Genomic DNA, 16,561 nt, shown 5'->3' with positions numbered 1-16,561 from the left:
CTTCAACCGACCGGGCTGTTTGTGAAGTGATTCACATCCGCCGTGTCGATGGAGGCGCATTATAGGGAGTTCTCCGCAGGCCGCAACCGCTAAATGACAGAAAAATGACTGACTGCTGCATTCCACAGCAAAACCCCGCCTTATACCTTTTTACACACAGACTTATCCACAATGATACGAAAAAGTGAAAATGTGCGAGCGTTGCGCAAACGTTTTCGTTAAAATGCTCGCGCTTTACAAGGATGCCTCGTCAGGTGTGTTAGATGAGTTTTTCACAGGAAAATTCATCTAACGCTCTCTGTAATCGTGAAATCCAGGGGATTTACCATGCAACAACGTCGTCCAGTCCGCCGCGCTCTGCTCAGTGTTTCTGATAAAGCCGGTATCGTCGAATTCGCTCAGGCACTTTCTGCACGCGGTGTAGAGCTGCTTTCCACAGGTGGAACCGCTCGCCTGTTAGCAGATAAAGGTCTGCCGGTAACCGAAGTGTCCGATTACACCGGTTTCCCGGAAATGATGGATGGACGCGTCAAAACCCTGCACCCGAAAGTCCACGGCGGCATTCTGGGCCGTCGCGGCCAGGACGACGCCATTATGGAACAGCACGACATCGCGCCTATCGACATGGTTGTCGTTAACCTCTACCCGTTCGCCCAGACCGTGGCGCGTGAAGGCTGCTCTCTGGAAGATGCCGTAGAGAATATTGATATCGGCGGCCCGACCATGGTGCGCTCCGCGGCCAAGAACCATAAAGATGTCGCCATCGTGGTCAAGAGCAGCGATTACACCACCATTATTAATGAGATGGATGCGAACGAAGGGTCGCTGACTCTGGACACCCGCTTCGACCTCGCGATTAAAGCATTCGAACACACCGCGGCGTACGACAGCATGATTGCCAACTACTTCGGTAGCCTGGTGCCGGCTTACCACGGTGAAAGCAAAGATCCTTCAGGTCGCTTCCCGCGCACCCTGAACCTGAACTTCATTAAGAAGCAGGATATGCGCTACGGCGAGAACAGCCACCAGCAGGCGGCCTTCTATATAGAAGAAGAGGTAAAAGAAGCTTCTGTCGCTACCGCCCAGCAGGTGCAAGGCAAAGCGCTCTCCTATAACAACATTGCCGATACAGACGCCGCGCTGGAGTGCGTGAAAGAATTCAGCGAGCCGGCCTGCGTTATCGTCAAGCATGCGAACCCATGTGGCGTTGCCGTGAGCACCTCAATCCTTGATGCCTACGATCGCGCCTACAAAACCGACCCGACCTCCGCGTTCGGCGGCATTATCGCCTTCAACCGCGAGCTGGATGCTGAAACGGCTCAGGCCATCATCTCCCGCCAGTTCGTTGAAGTGATCATCGCGCCATCGGCCTCCGAAGAAGCGCTGAAAATCACCGCGGCAAAACAGAACGTGCGCGTACTGGTTTGCGGCCAGTGGGCAGGACGCGTGCCGGGCCTGGACTTCAAGCGCGTAAACGGCGGCCTGCTGGTTCAGGACCGCGATCTGGGTATGGTGACAGAAGCCGACCTGCGCGTGGTGACCAAACGTCAGCCGACCGAACAGGAACTGCGTGACGCGCTGTTCTGCTGGAAGGTGGCGAAGTTCGTGAAATCCAACGCCATCGTCTATGCCAAAGAGAACATGACTATCGGGATAGGCGCAGGCCAGATGAGCCGCGTTTACTCGGCGAAAATCGCGGGTATTAAAGCAGGCGATGAAGGCCTGGAAGTCAAAGGCTCCGCCATGGCCTCTGACGCCTTCTTCCCGTTCCGTGACGGTATCGACGCCGCAGCCGCTGTCGGCATCACCTGCGTGATCCAGCCAGGCGGCTCAATCCGCGACGACGAAGTGATTGCTGCTGCCGACGAACACGGCATTGCGATGATCTTCACCGACATGCGTCACTTCCGCCATTAATTCCCGGAGCAGAAAATGAAAGTATTAGTGATTGGTAACGGCGGACGCGAGCACGCGCTGGCGTGGAAAGCGGCCCAGTCTCCGCTGGTTAAAACGGTCTTCGTGGCACCGGGCAACGCCGGTACCGCGCTGGAGCCCGCGCTGCAGAACGTGGCTATCGGCGTGACCGACATTCCGGCGCTGTTGAGCTTTGCTCAGCAGGAGAAAATCGACCTGACCATCGTCGGTCCGGAAGCGCCGCTGGTGATAGGTGTCGTGGATGCGTTCCGCGCAGCGGGCCTGAAAATCTTTGGCCCAACGGAAGGCGCCGCGCAACTGGAAGGCTCCAAAGCCTTCACCAAAGATTTCCTCGCGCGTCATAACATCCCGACGGCGGAATATCAGAATTTCACTGAAGTGGAGCCTGCTCTGGCCTGGTTACGTGAGAAGGGCGCGCCGATTGTTATCAAGGCCGACGGTCTGGCCGCGGGTAAAGGCGTGATCGTCGCGATGACGCTCGAAGAAGCCGAAGCCGCGGTTCAGGATATGCTGGCAGGTAACGCCTTTGGCGATGCGGGCCACCGCATCGTGATTGAAGAGTTCCTCGACGGTGAAGAGGCGAGCTTTATCGTCATGGTCGACGGCGAGCACGTTCTGCCGATGGCCACCAGCCAGGATCACAAGCGTGTGGGCAATGGCGACACGGGGCCTAATACCGGCGGGATGGGCGCTTACTCCCCTGCGCCGGTCGTGACTGACGACGTCCACCAGCGCACCATGGATCGCATCATCTGGCCTACCGTGAAGGGAATGGCGGCAGAAGGCAATACCTACACCGGTTTCCTTTATGCAGGCCTGATGATCGACAAGCAGGGTAACCCTAAGGTCATCGAATTCAACTGCCGCTTTGGCGATCCAGAAACCCAGCCAATCATGCTGCGCATGAAATCCGATCTGGTGGAGCTGTGCCTGGCTGCCTGCGATGGCAAGCTGGACGAGAAAACCTCCGAGTGGGACGAGCGTGCGTCTCTCGGCGTGGTGATTGCTGCGGGCGGTTATCCGGGCAACTACAGCACCGGTGATGAGATCCACGGTCTGCCGCTGGAAGAGATTGACGGTGCGAAAGTGTTCCACGCCGGTACGAAGCTGGCTGAGGACGATCGCGTTCTGACCAACGGCGGACGCGTGCTGTGTGCGACCGCGCTGGGCCATACCGTGGCAGAAGCACAGAAGCGCGCCTATGCGCTGATGGCGGATATTCACTGGAACGGTAGCTTTAGCCGTCAGGATATCGGCTATCGCGCGATTGCGCGTGAGCAGGGGGAGTAATTCCTCCTCGCCCTCACCCTCTCCCACAGGGAGAGGGAATCGTTCGTAGGCCGGATAAGCGTTAGCGCCATCCGGCTTAATCCACAGAACTCAAAAACTCTTCTCTGTCGGCTGCCAGGTGCAGAAATCTTCGTTCGCCACCAATAGCAATTGAGAGCCTTCCGGCGCCTCAAGCCACGCCACGCTCACTTCCATTGATGAATGACGCTGACGGCGTTGAATGTGTTCGGTCGCCCAGGATTCAAGCTCAGGCTTCACCGTTTGCCCTTCGCAGGTGGTTACCGTTCCATCGTTATGCCAGCGCCCCTGGCGCAGCACAACGCGTCCCAGACGAAGCGCATCGCTGGTCTGGCGGATTTGTTCGGCACGGTAACGGTAGAGGGCGATTTGATCGCTGGAAAGCTGCTGTTTTTGACCGCTGACTTCACGCTGCATAAAGCTCAGCTCGCCATGGTCGTCAAAACGCACTTTCACGTGTTCGGGGGTCTTGCTGTAGACGTTCAGCTCAATCAGCGAGAGGTCATCTCCCTGCCAGCGATATTCTGCCGTCGACGTATTGCCGTTGTGCCACGGGCTGAAGGCAGATAACAGATGAACTTCATTGCCGGAATCTTTACGCCAGATCCTGACCGCGCCCTGGTTGTCAGCGTAGCCGCTGGCGGTAAACGGCGGCAGAGTGGTGTCGTGACTACAGGCTGACAGCAGCAGCGCACCTGCCAGCGCGAGCGTTCCGCGCCAGAAAGACAAAAGGGGCGTTGCCGCCCCTTCGCTAAAACTGTTCACTGCCACGCGTCTTACTTAACAGCGTCTTTCAGTGCTTTACCAGAAACAAATGCCGGCACGTTAGCTGCGGCGATTTTGATTTCTTTACCGGTCTGCGGGTTGCGGCCAGTACGCTCAGCGCGGTGGTTCACTTTGAAGGTACCGAAACCAACCAGTTGTACAGCATCGCCTTCTTTCAGAGACTCAGTAATAGCAGCCAGGGTAGATTCCAGAGCAGCTTTAGCCTGCACTTTAGACAGATCAGCCTTGTCCGCAATTACATCAATCAGTTGAGTCTTGTTCATAAGTTATCCTTTCAATGTGTTTATCGCTTGCTAAGCATCGAGTGCGACGAAAATGCCAAAAAAGCACTCTCCTGCATACACGCACCGATAGCCACTTTTTTTCGCCCCCCAAATGTAGACCAGACAAGGGTCGAAAGGGAAGAGTCGAGGAGCGACAAAACGGGCGTTATCTCAAGTTTTCTTATCTCATTGGTTAAAAATTATACCAATATTACTCTCACCGGCCTCACGTAAGTCCGCGCGCAGCCCTTTGATCAGCTCAATGTCGCGTTCTTCACACTCTGCCAGCAGGCGGAAAATCTCCCACTGGATATCCCATTCTTGCTCAACGGCCGGGTTCGCACGCAGCTCTTCGTCGGTCATCTCGCGACCTTCCTGGGTCATTTCCAGCATCGCCACGGTGGTGATAGAGGCCTTACTGACTTCGATAGCGTGCTCCAGCGTCTCACCGCTCAGGCGGGAGTGGAGCAATTCGCTTAACGCCACACAGGCATCAATTGCCGGGTAGACGCCGTACAGGTCAAAATCATCCGCCACCGGGATCGCCTCTTCCAGCTTTTCGAGCTGAGAGTCGAAATTCACCTTCGCGTCTTTCACCGTCAGCGTTTCCCAGATCAGATCCAGAATGCGGCGGTAGATATGGCCATCACCAAAGCCGGTCTGCTTGCAGAACGCGGCATAGTTGGGATACATGCGCTCGCACAGGCAAGCCATGAAGGTGACGTGCTGCCAGCTTTCCAGCTTTTCAAGGCGCAGGTGAATCGGGTTTTGTAGCATGATGATCTCTCGAATCGAAAATTAGGCGCAGTTTACCTGAATCATCGCTGAATTTCCTGCCAACGAACAAAAGCCGGACGCGAAGAGGCCACCGCGTCAGCCCAGCGCGTTGGCTCCGGTAAGCGGTAGCCCTTCATGCAGCGCTGTACCCACGCCAGAGCGCTGTCCATGCTCACCCGATGGCCGGTGGCGATGAACAGCGGATTACAGCGAGCCTTGCTGCGCCAGACCCACGCCAGCTGCTCGCCCTTATGGATGAGCGGCGCCAGCGCACCCGGCTCGGAGGAGAGTGGCTCAAACGCCCCGCACAGGCGTTTCTTGGCAACGCCAATGGTCGGCACATCCACCAGCAGCCCAAAGTGGCTGGCAACGCCTAAACGGCGCGGGTGTGAGATACCGTGCCCATCGACAAAAAGCAGGTCAGGTTTTTGCGAAAGCTGCTCCCACGCTGCCAGCAGCGCGGGATATTCGCGGAAGGAGAGAAAGCCCGGAATGTACGGCATGGTGGTGGCAATACGCGCGACCTTGTACTCCACCAGCTCGAGCGAAGGGTATTTCAGGACCACCATCGCCGCTCGCGTCACGTCCCCACCCTGCTCAAACCCGACGTCGGCTCCGCCAATGTACTGCGGAGGATCCTTATCCAGACGATCCTCGCGGATCACCGATGAGGCCAGTTCGATTTGTTGAGCGCGTAGCGACGCGAGATCCATAACGACTCCTTACTTGTGATACTGGGCAGAAAGCCGATGCACCGCCTCCACAAATACGCCTGCGTGCTCTGGCGGCACATCCTGATGAATACCGTGGCCGAGGTTAAAGACGTGGCCTTCCCCCTGGCCGAAACCAGACAGTATAGTCGACACTTCTTCTTCAATACGGGCAGGCGGCGCATAGAGCATGGACGGGTCCATATTGCCCTGAAGCGCCACTTTGTCGCCCACGCGGCGGCGGGCATCAGCGATATCGGTGGTCCAGTCGAGACCCAGTGCGTCGCAGCCGGTTGCCGCCATGGCTTCCAGCCACTGACCGCCACCTTTGGTGAACAGCGTCACCGGCACGCGGCGGCCTTCGTTTTCGCGCAGCAGGCCGTCAACGATTTTATGCATGTAATACAGGGAGAACTGTTGATAATCACGCCCGGTCAGCACGCCGCCCCAGGTATCGAAAATCATCACCGACTGCGCACCGGCTTTAATCTGCGCGTTGAGGTAGAGCGTGACGCTCTTCGCGAGCTTGTCGAGCAGCGCATGCAGAGCCAGCGGCTCGGCGTACATCATCTTTTTAATCAGGGTGAAGGCTTTGCTGCTGCCCCCTTCCACCATATAGGTCGCCAGCGTCCACGGGCTGCCGGAGAAGCCAATCAGCGGCACTTCACCTTTCAGCTCGCGGCGAATGGTGCGCACGGCGTTCATCACGTAGCCCAGCTCGCCTTCCGGATCGGGGATCGGCAGCTTGTCCACGTCCGCTTTGCTTCTGATCGGAGAGGTAAAACGCGGGCCTTCACCGGTTTCGAAGTACAGGCCAAGGCCCATCGCATCCGGAATGGTCAGAATATCCGAGAAGAGGATCGCCGCATCCAGCGGGAAGCGGCGCAGCGGCTGGAGCGTCACTTCACAGGCCAGCTCGGCGTTTTTGCACAGCGACATAAAATCGCCCGCCTGCGCGCGCGTGGCTTTGTACTCTGGCAGATAGCGTCCCGCCTGGCGCATCATCCACACCGGGGTGACATCAACGGGCTGGCGCAGCAGCGCACGCAGATAACGATCGTTCTTCAGTTCGGTCATTTTTGCAGTTCCTTAAGCGTCATGGCCTCAGTGTAACACTACTCATACTCGGCCCGACACATCGCTACGGTATCTTCTATCAACCGGCGCGCCACGGTACCCGGTGGGGGGAGCAGCGGTAGATCGTCATAGCGATACCAGTTCGCATCCAGCAGCTCTTTCTGATCGATAACGATCTCGCCGCTGTCATAGTCGGCCATAAAGGCCGTCATCAGCGACTGCGGGAACGGCCACGGCTGGGAGGTGACGTAGCGCAGGTTCTTCACTTTGATTCCGCTCTCTTCCATCACCTCGCGCGCCACTGCCTGCTCCAGCGTTTCGCCCACTTCGACGAACCCGGCCAGCACGGTATGAATGCCGTTGCGATGGCGGGTATGCTGTGCAAGCAAAATAGAGTCATCCCGACGGATAGCGACGATAATGCACGGCGCAATTTGTGGGTAATAACGTTCGCGGCAGTGGCTGCAGAGCATCGCCCACTCGGTTTTACTCGGGTGCATGGTATGGCCGCAATAGCCGCAGTATTTGTGCGAACGGTAAAACTCCGCCAGCTGCACGCCCCGCCCCGCCAGCTGGAACAGGCCTACGTCCAGATCCAACACCTGGCGAACGGATCCCATATCCAGACGACGCGATTGTTGGATCAACCACACGGGTTCACCCTGCCACTCGCCGATCTTCAGCGCAGGCTGGCCCACGAGATCGAACGTTTCCGCCGCACCATAGGGCAGCTCTCCACCGGGCAACCATAATTTTTGTTCGTGACTGACGATCCACCAACCCAGATCTGATTTTTCAATAATACGATCCATATCTATTGCACTACCTTCGCTTCACTGACATGTTGTTAGCACTGTGGTTACATTCTGGATGAGCAGATTCAATCCTACACTTTGCGGAGTCGACCATGTTAAACCAGCTAGAAAGCCTGACTGAGCGCGTTAGAGGAAGTAACAAACTGGTGGATCGCTGGCTACATGTGCGCAAGCATCTACTCGTGGCTTATTACAATCTGGTCGGTCTTAAGCCTGGCAAAGAATCGTTTATGCGGCTGAATGAAAAAGCGCTGGATGATTTTTGTCAGAGCCTGGTCGACTACCTGTCCGACGGCCATTTCAATATTTATGAACGCATTATCCGCGAAATGGAAGGGACAACGCCGTATTTAGCGGCCAGCAAACTTTGTCCGCTGCTGGAAGCCAACACCCAGCAGATCATGGATTACTACGATTCCACGCTTGAGAACGCCATCGATCACGATAACTATCTTGAGTTCCAGCAGGCGCTTTCCGACCTTGGCGAAGCGCTGGAAGAGCGATTCACGCTGGAAGATAAGCTGATTAGCCTCGTCCTGGACGCCAGCCCCGAAGATAACATCGCGCGCCCGGCTTGAGTTCTTAATCGTTAACGAGTAATTTACAACCATTCGCCCCTCTCACGAGGGGGATTTTTCTTGTCGGAGTGCCCAGAGCGAAAGCCGGGCTGAGACCGTTAATTCGGGATCCGCGGAACCTGATCAGGCTAATACCTGCGAAGGGAACAAGAGTCACACTGCTGTTGTATCGCCCCCCGGGCGATCCTCTCTTGCTTCATCCGTCGTCTGACAAGCCATGTCCTTCACTTTTGGAATGAGCTATGTCTACTGCAAAACTGACCCGCCGCGAACAGCGTGCACAGGCCCAACATTTCATCGACACCCTGGAAGGCACCGCTTTCCCGAACTCGAAACGCATCTACATTTCCGGCTCGCAGGCCGATATCCGCGTCCCGATGCGCGAAATCCAGCTCAGCCCGACGCTTATCGGCGGCACCAAAGAGAATCCGCAGTATGAAGACAACGAAGCCGTGCCGGTGTATGACACCTCCGGCCCGTACGGCGATCCTGATGTTGCTATTAACGTCCAGCAGGGTCTGGCAAAGCTGCGCCAGCCGTGGATAGAGGCGCGTAACGACTGCGAAGAACTGAGCGTACGCAGTTCTGCATACACCAAAGAACGCCTGGCCGACGACGGTCTGGACGCGCTGCGCTTTACCGGCCTGCTGACGCCAAAACGCGCCAGAGCGGGCAAATGCGTGACGCAGCTGCACTACGCCCGCCAGGGGATCGTCACGCCGGAGATGGAGTTCATCGCCATCCGCGAGAACATGGGCCGCGAGCGTATCCGCAGCGAAGTGCTGCGCTACCAGCACCCGGGCGAAGGCTTTGGCGCACGCCTGCCGGAGAACATCACGCCGGAGTTTGTGCGTGACGAAGTGGCCGCAGGCCGCGCGATCATCCCCGCCAACATTAACCACCCGGAATCCGAGCCGATGATTATCGGCCGCAACTTCCTGGTGAAGGTCAACGCTAACATCGGTAATTCGGCCGTCACCTCCTCCATCGAAGAAGAGGTTGAAAAGCTGGTCTGGTCAACGCGCTGGGGCGCGGACACGGTAATGGACCTCTCCACCGGCCGCTATATTCACGAAACCCGCGAGTGGATCCTGCGTAACAGTCCGGTTCCGATTGGCACCGTCCCGATTTATCAGGCGCTGGAGAAGGTCAACGGCATCGCCGAAAACCTCACCTGGGAAGCGTTCCGCGACACGCTCCTGGAGCAGGCGGAACAGGGCGTGGACTACTTCACCATTCACGCGGGCGTGCTGCTGCGCTACGTGCCGATGACCGCGAAGCGTCTGACCGGCATCGTCTCGCGCGGCGGTTCGATCATGGCGAAGTGGTGCCTCTCCCATCACCAGGAGAACTTCCTTTACGAACACTTCCGCGAGATCTGCGAAATCTGCGCCGCTTACGATGTCTCTCTGTCGCTGGGCGACGGCCTGCGCCCGGGCTCCATCCGCGACGCTAACGACGAAGCACAGTTTGCCGAGCTGCACACGCTGGGCGAGCTGACCAAAATCGCCTGGGAGTATGACGTGCAGGTGATGATTGAAGGCCCGGGCCACGTGCCGATGCAGATGATCCGCCGCAACATGACCGAAGAGCTGGAGCACTGCCACGAAGCGCCGTTCTACACGCTGGGGCCGCTGACCACCGACATCGCGCCGGGCTATGACCACTTCACGTCAGGCATTGGGGCGGCGATGATCGGCTGGTTCGGCTGCGCCATGCTCTGCTACGTGACGCCGAAAGAGCACCTCGGCCTGCCTAACAAAGAGGACGTGAAACAGGGGCTGATCACCTACAAAATTGCCGCCCACGCGGCGGATCTGGCCAAAGGCCACCCGGGCGCGCAAATCCGTGATAACGCCATGTCGAAGGCGCGCTTTGAATTCCGCTGGGAAGACCAGTTCAACCTGGCGCTGGATCCGTTCACCGCCCGCGCCTACCACGACGAAACCCTGCCGCAGGAATCGGGCAAAGTCGCGCACTTCTGCTCCATGTGTGGGCCGAAGTTCTGCTCGATGAAAATCAGCCAGGAAGTGCGCGACTACGCCGCCACGCAAACCATTGAAGTGGGTATGGCGGACATGTCCGAAACCTTCCGCGCCAAAGGCGGCGAAATCTACCTCAAAAAAGAGGAGGCGTAATGTACCAGCCCGATTTCCCACCCGTTCCCTACCGTTTAGGGCTCTATCCGGTGGTGGACAGCGTGGCGTGGATAGCGCGCCTGCTGGAGGCAGGCGTTCGCACCCTCCAGCTGCGCATCAAGGATAAACGCGATGAGGAAGTGGAAGCCGATGTGGTTGCCGCCATTGCGCTGGGGCGTCGGTATAACGCCCGCCTGTTTATCAATGACTACTGGCGGCTGGCCGTTAAGCACCGGGCGTACGGCGTGCATCTGGGTCAGGAGGACCTGGAAACAACGGATCTGAGCGCAATCCGTGACGCCGGGTTACGTCTTGGCGTGTCAACACACGATGACATGGAGATCGACGTGGCCCTGGCGGCCCGTCCCTCTTACATCGCGCTCGGTCACGTCTTCCCGACGCAAACCAAGCAGATGCCCTCCGCTCCGCAGGGTCTGACGCAACTGGCGGGTCACGTTAAACGCCTTGCCGACTACCCCACCGTCGCCATCGGCGGAATCAGCCTGGAACGCGCCCCGGCAGTGCTGGAGACCGGCGTGGGCAGCATCGCCGTCGTCAGCGCCATCACCCAGGCCGCAGACTGGCAGGCCGCCACCGAACAGCTGTTACAGCTGGCAGGAGCAGGCGATGAATGATCGCGACTTTATGCGCTACAGCCGTCAGATCCTGCTGGAGGATATCGCCATCGACGGGCAGCAAAAACTGCTCGCCAGCCGGGTGCTGATTGTTGGCCTGGGGGGATTAGGCGCACCCGCCGCGCTCTATCTGGCAGGCGCGGGCATCGGCACGCTGGTGCTGGCCGACGACGACGAGGTCCACCTCAGCAACCTGCAGCGACAAATCCTCTTTACCACCGAGGATATCAACCAGCCGAAAGCACAGATCACCCGGCAGCGGCTGCATCAGCTTAACCCGGATATCGAACTGATTGCCCTACAGGAGCGGCTTGGCGGTGAAAGCCTGCACCGTGAAGTCGCCCTTGCCGACGTGGTGCTGGACTGTACCGACAACATGGCGACGCGCCAGGCGATCAACGCCGCCTGCGTGGCAAACCATACGCCGCTTATCACCGCCAGCGCGGTGGGGTTCGGCGGGCAAATGATGGTTCTGACGCCACCGTGGACGCAGGGCTGCTATCGCTGCCTGTGGCCGGACGATGCCGAGCCGACGCGCAACTGCCGTACGGCGGGCATTCTGGGTCCGGTGGTCGGCGTGATGGGCACGATGCAGGCGCTGGAGGCCATCAAGCTGCTCAGCGGCATGGAGACGGAACGCAATACGCTGCGGCTGTTTGATGCCCGCTCCAGCGGCTGGCGTCATCTGGCGCTGCATCGCGCCAGCCACTGCCCGGTGTGCGGAGGCCGCGATGCGCATTCTGTTTAACGATGAGCCGATGAGCTGCGACGACGGGCTCACCGTTGCCGCACTGCTCGACAAGCTGCGTCAGCTCAAGCCGGGAACGGCGCTGGCGCTCAATCAACAGATCCTGCCGCGCGAGCAGTGGGAACATCAGCAGGTCAATGAAGGCGACCAGATCCTGCTGTTTCAGGTTATCGCAGGGGGCTGAAATGTTACGTATTGCCGATAAAGTCTTTGATTCACATCTGTTTACCGGAACCGGAAAATTCGCCTCGCCGCAGCTGATGGTGGAGGCCATTCGCGAAAGCGGCAGCCAGCTGGTGACGCTGGCGCTTAAGCGCGTGGATCTGCGCCATCACAGCGATGCCATTCTGGCTCCGTTGCTGGAAGCGGGCGTCACGCTGTTGCCCAACACCTCCGGCGCCAAAACGGCAGAAGAGGCGATTTTTGCCGCACAGCTGGCACGGGAGGCGCTCGGCACCCGCTGGTTGAAGCTGGAAATCCATCCGGATGCCCGCTGGCTGCTGCCCGATCCGATCGAAACGCTGAAAGCGGCTGAAAAGCTGGTTCAGCAAGGGTTTACCGTCCTGCCTTACTGCGGGGCCGACCCTGTCCTGTGCAAACGGCTGGAAGAGGTCGGCTGCGCCGCCGTCATGCCGCTGGGGGCCCCCATTGGCTCCAACCAGGGGCTGGAGACCCGCGCGATGCTGGAAATCATTATTGAGCAGGCTACCGTGCCGGTGGTGGTTGATGCGGGCATTGGCGTGCCCAGCCATGCCGCGCAGGCGCTGGAGATGGGCGCCGACGCGGTGCTGGTGAATACGGCTATCGCGGTTGCCGACGATCCGGTCATGATGGCGCGTGCGTTCCGCCTGGCCGTGGAGGCTGGCCTGCTGGCAAGGGGATCCGGCCCCGGCTCGCGCAGTTTCCAGGCGCAGGCCACCAGCCCGCTGACCGGTTTTCTGGAGGCGATCTCATGAGCACGTTTACCGAGCGCTGGCGCCAGCTTAACTGGGACGACATTGCCCTGCGTATCAACAGCAAAACGGCGGCTGACGTGGAGCGCGCGCTGCAGGCCCGTCATCTGACCCGCGAGGATCTGATGGCCCTGCTCTCCCCGGCGGCCAGCGCCTACCTCGAACCGATGGCCCAGCGAGCGCAGCGGCTTACCCGCCAGCGGTTTGGCAACACGGTGAGCTTCTACGTGCCGCTCTATCTCTCCAACCTGTGCGCCAATGACTGCACCTACTGCGGTTTCTCCATGAGCAACCGCATCAAGCGTAAAACGCTCGATGAGGCTGAGATTGCCCGTGAGTGTGCGGCCATCCGTGAAATGGGCTTTGAACATCTTTTGCTGGTCACGGGCGAACATCAGGGGAAAGTGGGAATGGACTATTTCCGTCGGCACCTTCCCGCCATTCGTCGTCAGTTTGCGTCGTTGCAGATGGAAGTGCAGCCTCTGTCGCAGGAGGAGTACGCGGAGCTCAAAACGCTCGGGCTGGACGGCGTCATGGTCTATCAGGAAACCTATCACGAGGCGACGTACGCCCGACACCACCTGAAGGGCAAGAAACAGGATTTCTTCTTCCGCCTGGAAACGCCGGACAGGCTGGGTCGCGCCGGTATCGACAAAATCGGTCTGGGTGCGCTGATCGGGCTCTCCGACAGCTGGCGGGTGGATTGTTACATGGTGGCGGAACATCTGCTGTGGTTGCAGCAGCACTACTGGCAGAGCCGATACTCCATCTCCTTCCCGCGCCTGCGTCCCTGCGCGGGAGGAATTGAACCGGCTTCGCTGATGGATGAACGCCAGCTGGTGCAGACCATTTGCGCGTTTCGCCTGCTCGCTCCGGAAGTGGAATTATCGCTCTCAACGCGCGAGTCTCCGGCATTTCGCGATCGCGTCATCCCGATTGCAATTAACAACGTCAGCGCGTTTTCCAAAACGCAGCCTGGCGGCTACGCCGACGACCATCCGGAACTGGAACAATTTGCACCCCATGACGGACGACGCCCGGAAGCGGTCGCCGCCGTCCTGACGGCGCAGGGTCTTCAGCCCGTCTGGAAAGACTGGGACAGCTGGCTGGGAAGAGCCTCGCAGTGACGTTGAAACGCACTGCAACACGTTAAAAAATTGTCGAGCCGCGACGAAAAGGCAAAACCGGATGGTTGTCGGCAATCGTCCGGTTTTTTATTGTCACACGGTCAGCAACGGATGCTGACCAGGGCGAAAAGCTTCTTCCTCGTTTCGCCCTGCCTCTGGTTCATTGCTCAAACGGCTCATGCCAGTTTAATAAGTATTTTCTTAATGGTTCTTAAGATAAATCATCCTGTCAAAAATCGCGTGCCGTATAATTCACCGCTAACCGCAGGGCAGCGACTATGCTGAGAGGATATCGGCAGACGAAAAGTATTCACCATCAGGAACGATGTACAGCTCATGGCACTTCACAGCAAAAAGCTCTCTTTTACCCGGCCCATTATGCTCAGCTTTGCGGGGATCCTCTGCAGTTTTGCGGTGATCGCGATCGCGGTGACGCTTTCGCAACGAAAGGATTTTCTTGAGGATTATCATAAGATCAATAGCAACTTCACGCACAACCTGGCGGTGAACTACACCGAATCTATCCTGCGTGAAAACGACTATATTCTGGGCCGTTCCGCGATGTACTTTGCGCGCGACGACAGGCTAAACGAGACGCTAAACCTTAACCCGACGCAGGGGCTGCAGATGGTCATGCATTTGCAGAACCTGATGCCGACCGTCTCCTCCATTTCGCTTGCCGATACGCAGGGGCATTATCTGCGCGCACCGGAGGTGCTCCCCACGGAGAAGAGTAAAACCTTCGATCCCCGAACGCGGCCGTGGTTTGTCGCTCAGGCGGAAGCCAGCATCTTCAGCCACTATACCCGTCCCTACATGGACTACTTCACCGGCCATCCGACGGTGACACTTTATAAGCCGTTGATCTCGCCGGAAGGCAGACTGAAGGGAACGATCGCCTTTCATCTTGATTTAACGTCAATGGGCTATACCCTGCGCCAGATGGTGGCACCCGTTCAGGGGGAATTCTTCGTCGTCGAACGCGACGGTGCTGTGGTGCTGCATCCGGATACCGGCGCGCTCTTCAAGCAGTATGTGAGCGAAGCGCTGATGGACAAAATGACCAGCGGCGAAGGCCATCTTTACGACAAGAAAAGCAACGCCTGGTATTACTACTACTCGTTTACCAACCCGGACTGGTTTGTCATCTACCGGGTATCCGGTGCGACGCTCACCGATATCACCCGCCACGAAACGACGATCGTTGGCTGGGGGTTTGCGCTGGCGGCCATCATCATCATCCTTTTCGGCTTATACCTCCGCCACGCCTCGCGTAGCGTGCTGATGCACATTATCAATGCCATCAAAACTGGCGACGTTAACGAGGCACCGCGCCTGGAAGCGATGTTGAGCCACACGATTCAGTCCAATAAAGAGCGCGAAATGGCGTATGTGCGCCAGGCCACCCACGATGCGCTGACGGGCTGTAAAAACCGCCGCGCGTTCGACAGCGATATCGCAGAGCTGCTGAATGCCCAGCAGCCCTTCGCGATGGCGCTGGTGGATATTGATAACTTTAAGTCAATTAACGACACGCTGGGTCACCTGACCGGTGATATCGTTCTGCGCAACGTGGCTCGTGAAGGGATCCAGATTATGCAGCCACATCACGTCTCGGTTTACCGTTATGGCGGAGAAGAGTTCGCCGTAATCTTCCAGGCGGAGCAGATGTCTTCCGCGCTCTCATTACTGGAAGCGTGGCGTACCGCCGTTGAAAAACGCGTCTGGCGGGAAGAAAACCTGCGGGTTACGTTCAGCGGCGGTCTTGGAGAGTGGCATTTTGAACCGCTGGAACAATTTGTCGGAAGCGTTGATAACGCTCTCTACAGCGCCAAACAGCAGGGAAAAAATCGAATCGTTCGCACATCCATCAGCTAATCCTCTCGCTTTCACCCTGCCCGTTTCGACGGGCCGGGTGCCCGCCAATGTAAAATTGTAACCGGTTTCAGAAAAACGCCTGTTTCTTTGTGATGCCTGACACACAATCGCGGTAAAGCGGTTGTTGAAGCGGTCTGCACGGGATAATTATCAATAAACACATGTAGATCGAGGCTGATTATGAAGAACATCGTTTTATGCTGTGCAGCGGGAATGTCAACCAGCATGCTGGTTCAACGTATGAAAGACGCCGCGCAGAAAAAAGGGGTTGAAGTCACCATTAAAGCCGTTCCGGTTGCGGAGTTTAAAGACAACATCGCAACGGCCGACATCGTATTGCTGGGGCCACAGGTTAAATACGAGCAGGCTAAATTACAGGCGCAGGCCGACCCGCTGGGCAAAAAGGTCGCGGTGATCGACATGATGGATTACGGCATGATGAAAGGTGATGCCGTACTGGATAAAGCGCTCAAACTTCTGGAGTCATAATGGAAGACTTAGAAACCACGATTATGGAACTGCTTGTTAACGCAGGCGCGGCGCGCAGTGCGGCCCTGACGGCATTGCAGATGGCGCGTAAAGGTGAGTTTGACGAAGCCGAAAAAGCGATGGAAGAGTCGCGGGAATATGTGAAGCATGCGCACACCATACAGACGCAGCTTATCGGTCTTGATGAAGGGACCGGGAAGCTTCCGGTTAACCTGATCACCGTCCACTCGCAGGATCACCTGATGAACGCCATGGTCATACAGGACCTGGCGGGCGATATGATTGAGCTGTATCGACGGATCCCATTAGTAAACTGAAATTTTGCAGATATAAAAAAACCCGCC

18 protein-coding genes and 1 riboswitch are annotated in these 16,561 nt (G+C 57.8%); of the genes, 12 read left to right on the top strand and 6 right to left on the bottom strand.

Features of this window, described 5'->3' with window-relative positions; genetic code table 11:
• Nucleotides 1-327: 327 nt before the first annotated feature.
• Both purH and purD read left to right on the top strand, forming a co-directional pair.
• On the top strand, nt 328-1,917 hold the full coding sequence (gene purH / locus AA74_RS0101225; protein ID WP_025910421.1) for a bifunctional phosphoribosylaminoimidazolecarboxamide formyltransferase/IMP cyclohydrolase: 1,590 nt from the start codon (nt 328-330) through the stop codon (nt 1,915-1,917).
• Between the two features lie 15 nt (nt 1,918-1,932).
• On the top strand, nt 1,933-3,225 hold the full coding sequence (gene purD, locus AA74_RS0101220; RefSeq protein WP_008503470.1) for a phosphoribosylamine--glycine ligase: 1,293 nt from the start codon (nt 1,933-1,935) through the stop codon (nt 3,223-3,225).
• A 90-nt stretch (nt 3,226-3,315) separates the two neighbouring features.
• Here purD and AA74_RS0101215 read toward each other — a convergent pair whose 3' ends face one another.
• From AA74_RS0101215 to nudC, 6 genes are all read right to left on the bottom strand, one after another.
• Entirely contained in the window at nt 3,316-4,008 is a 693-nt protein-coding gene (locus AA74_RS0101215; RefSeq protein WP_025910416.1) for a DUF1481 domain-containing protein, read from the bottom strand.
• An 11-nt stretch (nt 4,009-4,019) separates the two neighbouring features.
• Nucleotides 4,020-4,292, bottom strand: a complete 273-nt coding sequence (gene hupA, locus AA74_RS0101210; RefSeq protein WP_002445246.1) for a nucleoid-associated protein HU-alpha — start codon at nt 4,290-4,292, stop codon at nt 4,020-4,022.
• Between the two features lie 186 nt (nt 4,293-4,478).
• Nucleotides 4,479-5,069 carry a YjaG family protein gene (locus AA74_RS0101205; RefSeq protein WP_008503468.1) on the bottom strand — a complete coding sequence of 197 codons (591 nt, stop codon included), beginning with the start codon at nt 5,067-5,069 and terminating at the stop codon, nt 4,479-4,481.
• Nucleotides 5,070-5,110: 41 nt separating this feature from the next.
• Nucleotides 5,111-5,782 (bottom strand): deoxyribonuclease V, encoded by a 672-nt coding sequence (gene nfi / locus AA74_RS0101200; protein WP_025910411.1) that lies wholly within the window; start codon nt 5,780-5,782, stop codon nt 5,111-5,113.
• Between the two features lie 9 nt (nt 5,783-5,791).
• Nucleotides 5,792-6,856, bottom strand: coding sequence for a uroporphyrinogen decarboxylase (hemE, locus tag AA74_RS0101195; protein WP_008503466.1), 1,065 nt, complete (start codon nt 6,854-6,856; stop codon nt 5,792-5,794).
• 38 nt (nt 6,857-6,894) lie between these two features.
• Nucleotides 6,895-7,668 (bottom strand): NAD(+) diphosphatase, encoded by a 774-nt coding sequence (gene nudC / locus AA74_RS0101190; RefSeq protein WP_023294851.1) that lies wholly within the window; start codon nt 7,666-7,668, stop codon nt 6,895-6,897.
• 95 nt (nt 7,669-7,763) lie between these two features.
• On the opposite strand from nudC, the gene AA74_RS0101185 reads away from it, so the two are divergent.
• From AA74_RS0101185 to AA74_RS0101140, 10 genes are all read left to right on the top strand, one after another.
• Nucleotides 7,764-8,249, top strand: coding sequence for an Rsd/AlgQ family anti-sigma factor (locus AA74_RS0101185; RefSeq protein WP_008503464.1), 486 nt, complete (start codon nt 7,764-7,766; stop codon nt 8,247-8,249).
• A 54-nt stretch (nt 8,250-8,303) separates the two neighbouring features.
• A riboswitch (TPP riboswitch) is annotated at nt 8,304-8,412 on the top strand.
• A gap of 79 nt (nt 8,413-8,491) precedes the next feature.
• Nucleotides 8,492-10,387, top strand: a complete 1,896-nt coding sequence (thiC, locus tag AA74_RS0101180) for a phosphomethylpyrimidine synthase ThiC (RefSeq protein WP_025910406.1) — start codon at nt 8,492-8,494, stop codon at nt 10,385-10,387.
• Nucleotides 10,387-11,022 (top strand): thiamine phosphate synthase, encoded by a 636-nt coding sequence (gene thiE, locus AA74_RS0101175; protein WP_021242961.1) that lies wholly within the window; start codon nt 10,387-10,389, stop codon nt 11,020-11,022. The genes thiC and thiE overlap by 1 nt, the downstream gene beginning before the upstream one ends.
• Nucleotides 11,015-11,770 (top strand): HesA/MoeB/ThiF family protein, encoded by a 756-nt coding sequence (locus AA74_RS0101170; protein WP_008503461.1) that lies wholly within the window; start codon nt 11,015-11,017, stop codon nt 11,768-11,770. The genes thiE and AA74_RS0101170 overlap by 8 nt, the downstream gene beginning before the upstream one ends.
• Complete coding sequence (gene thiS, locus AA74_RS0101165; RefSeq protein ID WP_021242959.1) at nt 11,754-11,954, top strand: sulfur carrier protein ThiS; 201 nt, start codon at nt 11,754-11,756, stop codon at nt 11,952-11,954. Before AA74_RS0101170 ends, thiS begins: the two co-directional genes overlap by 17 nt.
• Nucleotide 11,955: 1 nt before the next feature.
• Nucleotides 11,956-12,726, top strand: a complete 771-nt coding sequence (gene thiG / locus AA74_RS0101160; RefSeq protein ID WP_021242958.1) for a thiazole synthase — start codon at nt 11,956-11,958, stop codon at nt 12,724-12,726.
• Nucleotides 12,723-13,850 (top strand): 2-iminoacetate synthase ThiH, encoded by a 1,128-nt coding sequence (thiH, locus tag AA74_RS0101155; RefSeq protein WP_008503458.1) that lies wholly within the window; start codon nt 12,723-12,725, stop codon nt 13,848-13,850. Before thiG ends, thiH begins: the two co-directional genes overlap by 4 nt.
• A gap of 336 nt (nt 13,851-14,186) precedes the next feature.
• Nucleotides 14,187-15,728 (top strand): sensor domain-containing diguanylate cyclase, encoded by a 1,542-nt coding sequence (locus AA74_RS0101150; protein ID WP_025910400.1) that lies wholly within the window; start codon nt 14,187-14,189, stop codon nt 15,726-15,728.
• Between the two features lie 180 nt (nt 15,729-15,908).
• Complete coding sequence (locus AA74_RS0101145; protein WP_008503456.1) at nt 15,909-16,217, top strand: PTS sugar transporter subunit IIB; 309 nt, start codon at nt 15,909-15,911, stop codon at nt 16,215-16,217.
• On the top strand, nt 16,217-16,534 hold the full coding sequence (locus AA74_RS0101140) for a PTS lactose/cellobiose transporter subunit IIA (RefSeq protein WP_008503455.1): 318 nt from the start codon (nt 16,217-16,219) through the stop codon (nt 16,532-16,534). Before AA74_RS0101145 ends, AA74_RS0101140 begins: the two co-directional genes overlap by 1 nt.
• Nucleotides 16,535-16,561: the final 27 nt, after the last annotated feature.

It is taken from the genome of Enterobacter sp. 5-4, from assembly GCF_000612205.1.
Classification (GTDB): Bacteria; Pseudomonadota; Gammaproteobacteria; order Enterobacterales; family Enterobacteriaceae; genus Enterobacter; species Enterobacter roggenkampii.
Note: the sequence above shows the minus strand (reverse complement) of the source record. Positions and strands in the feature narration are given on the sequence as shown.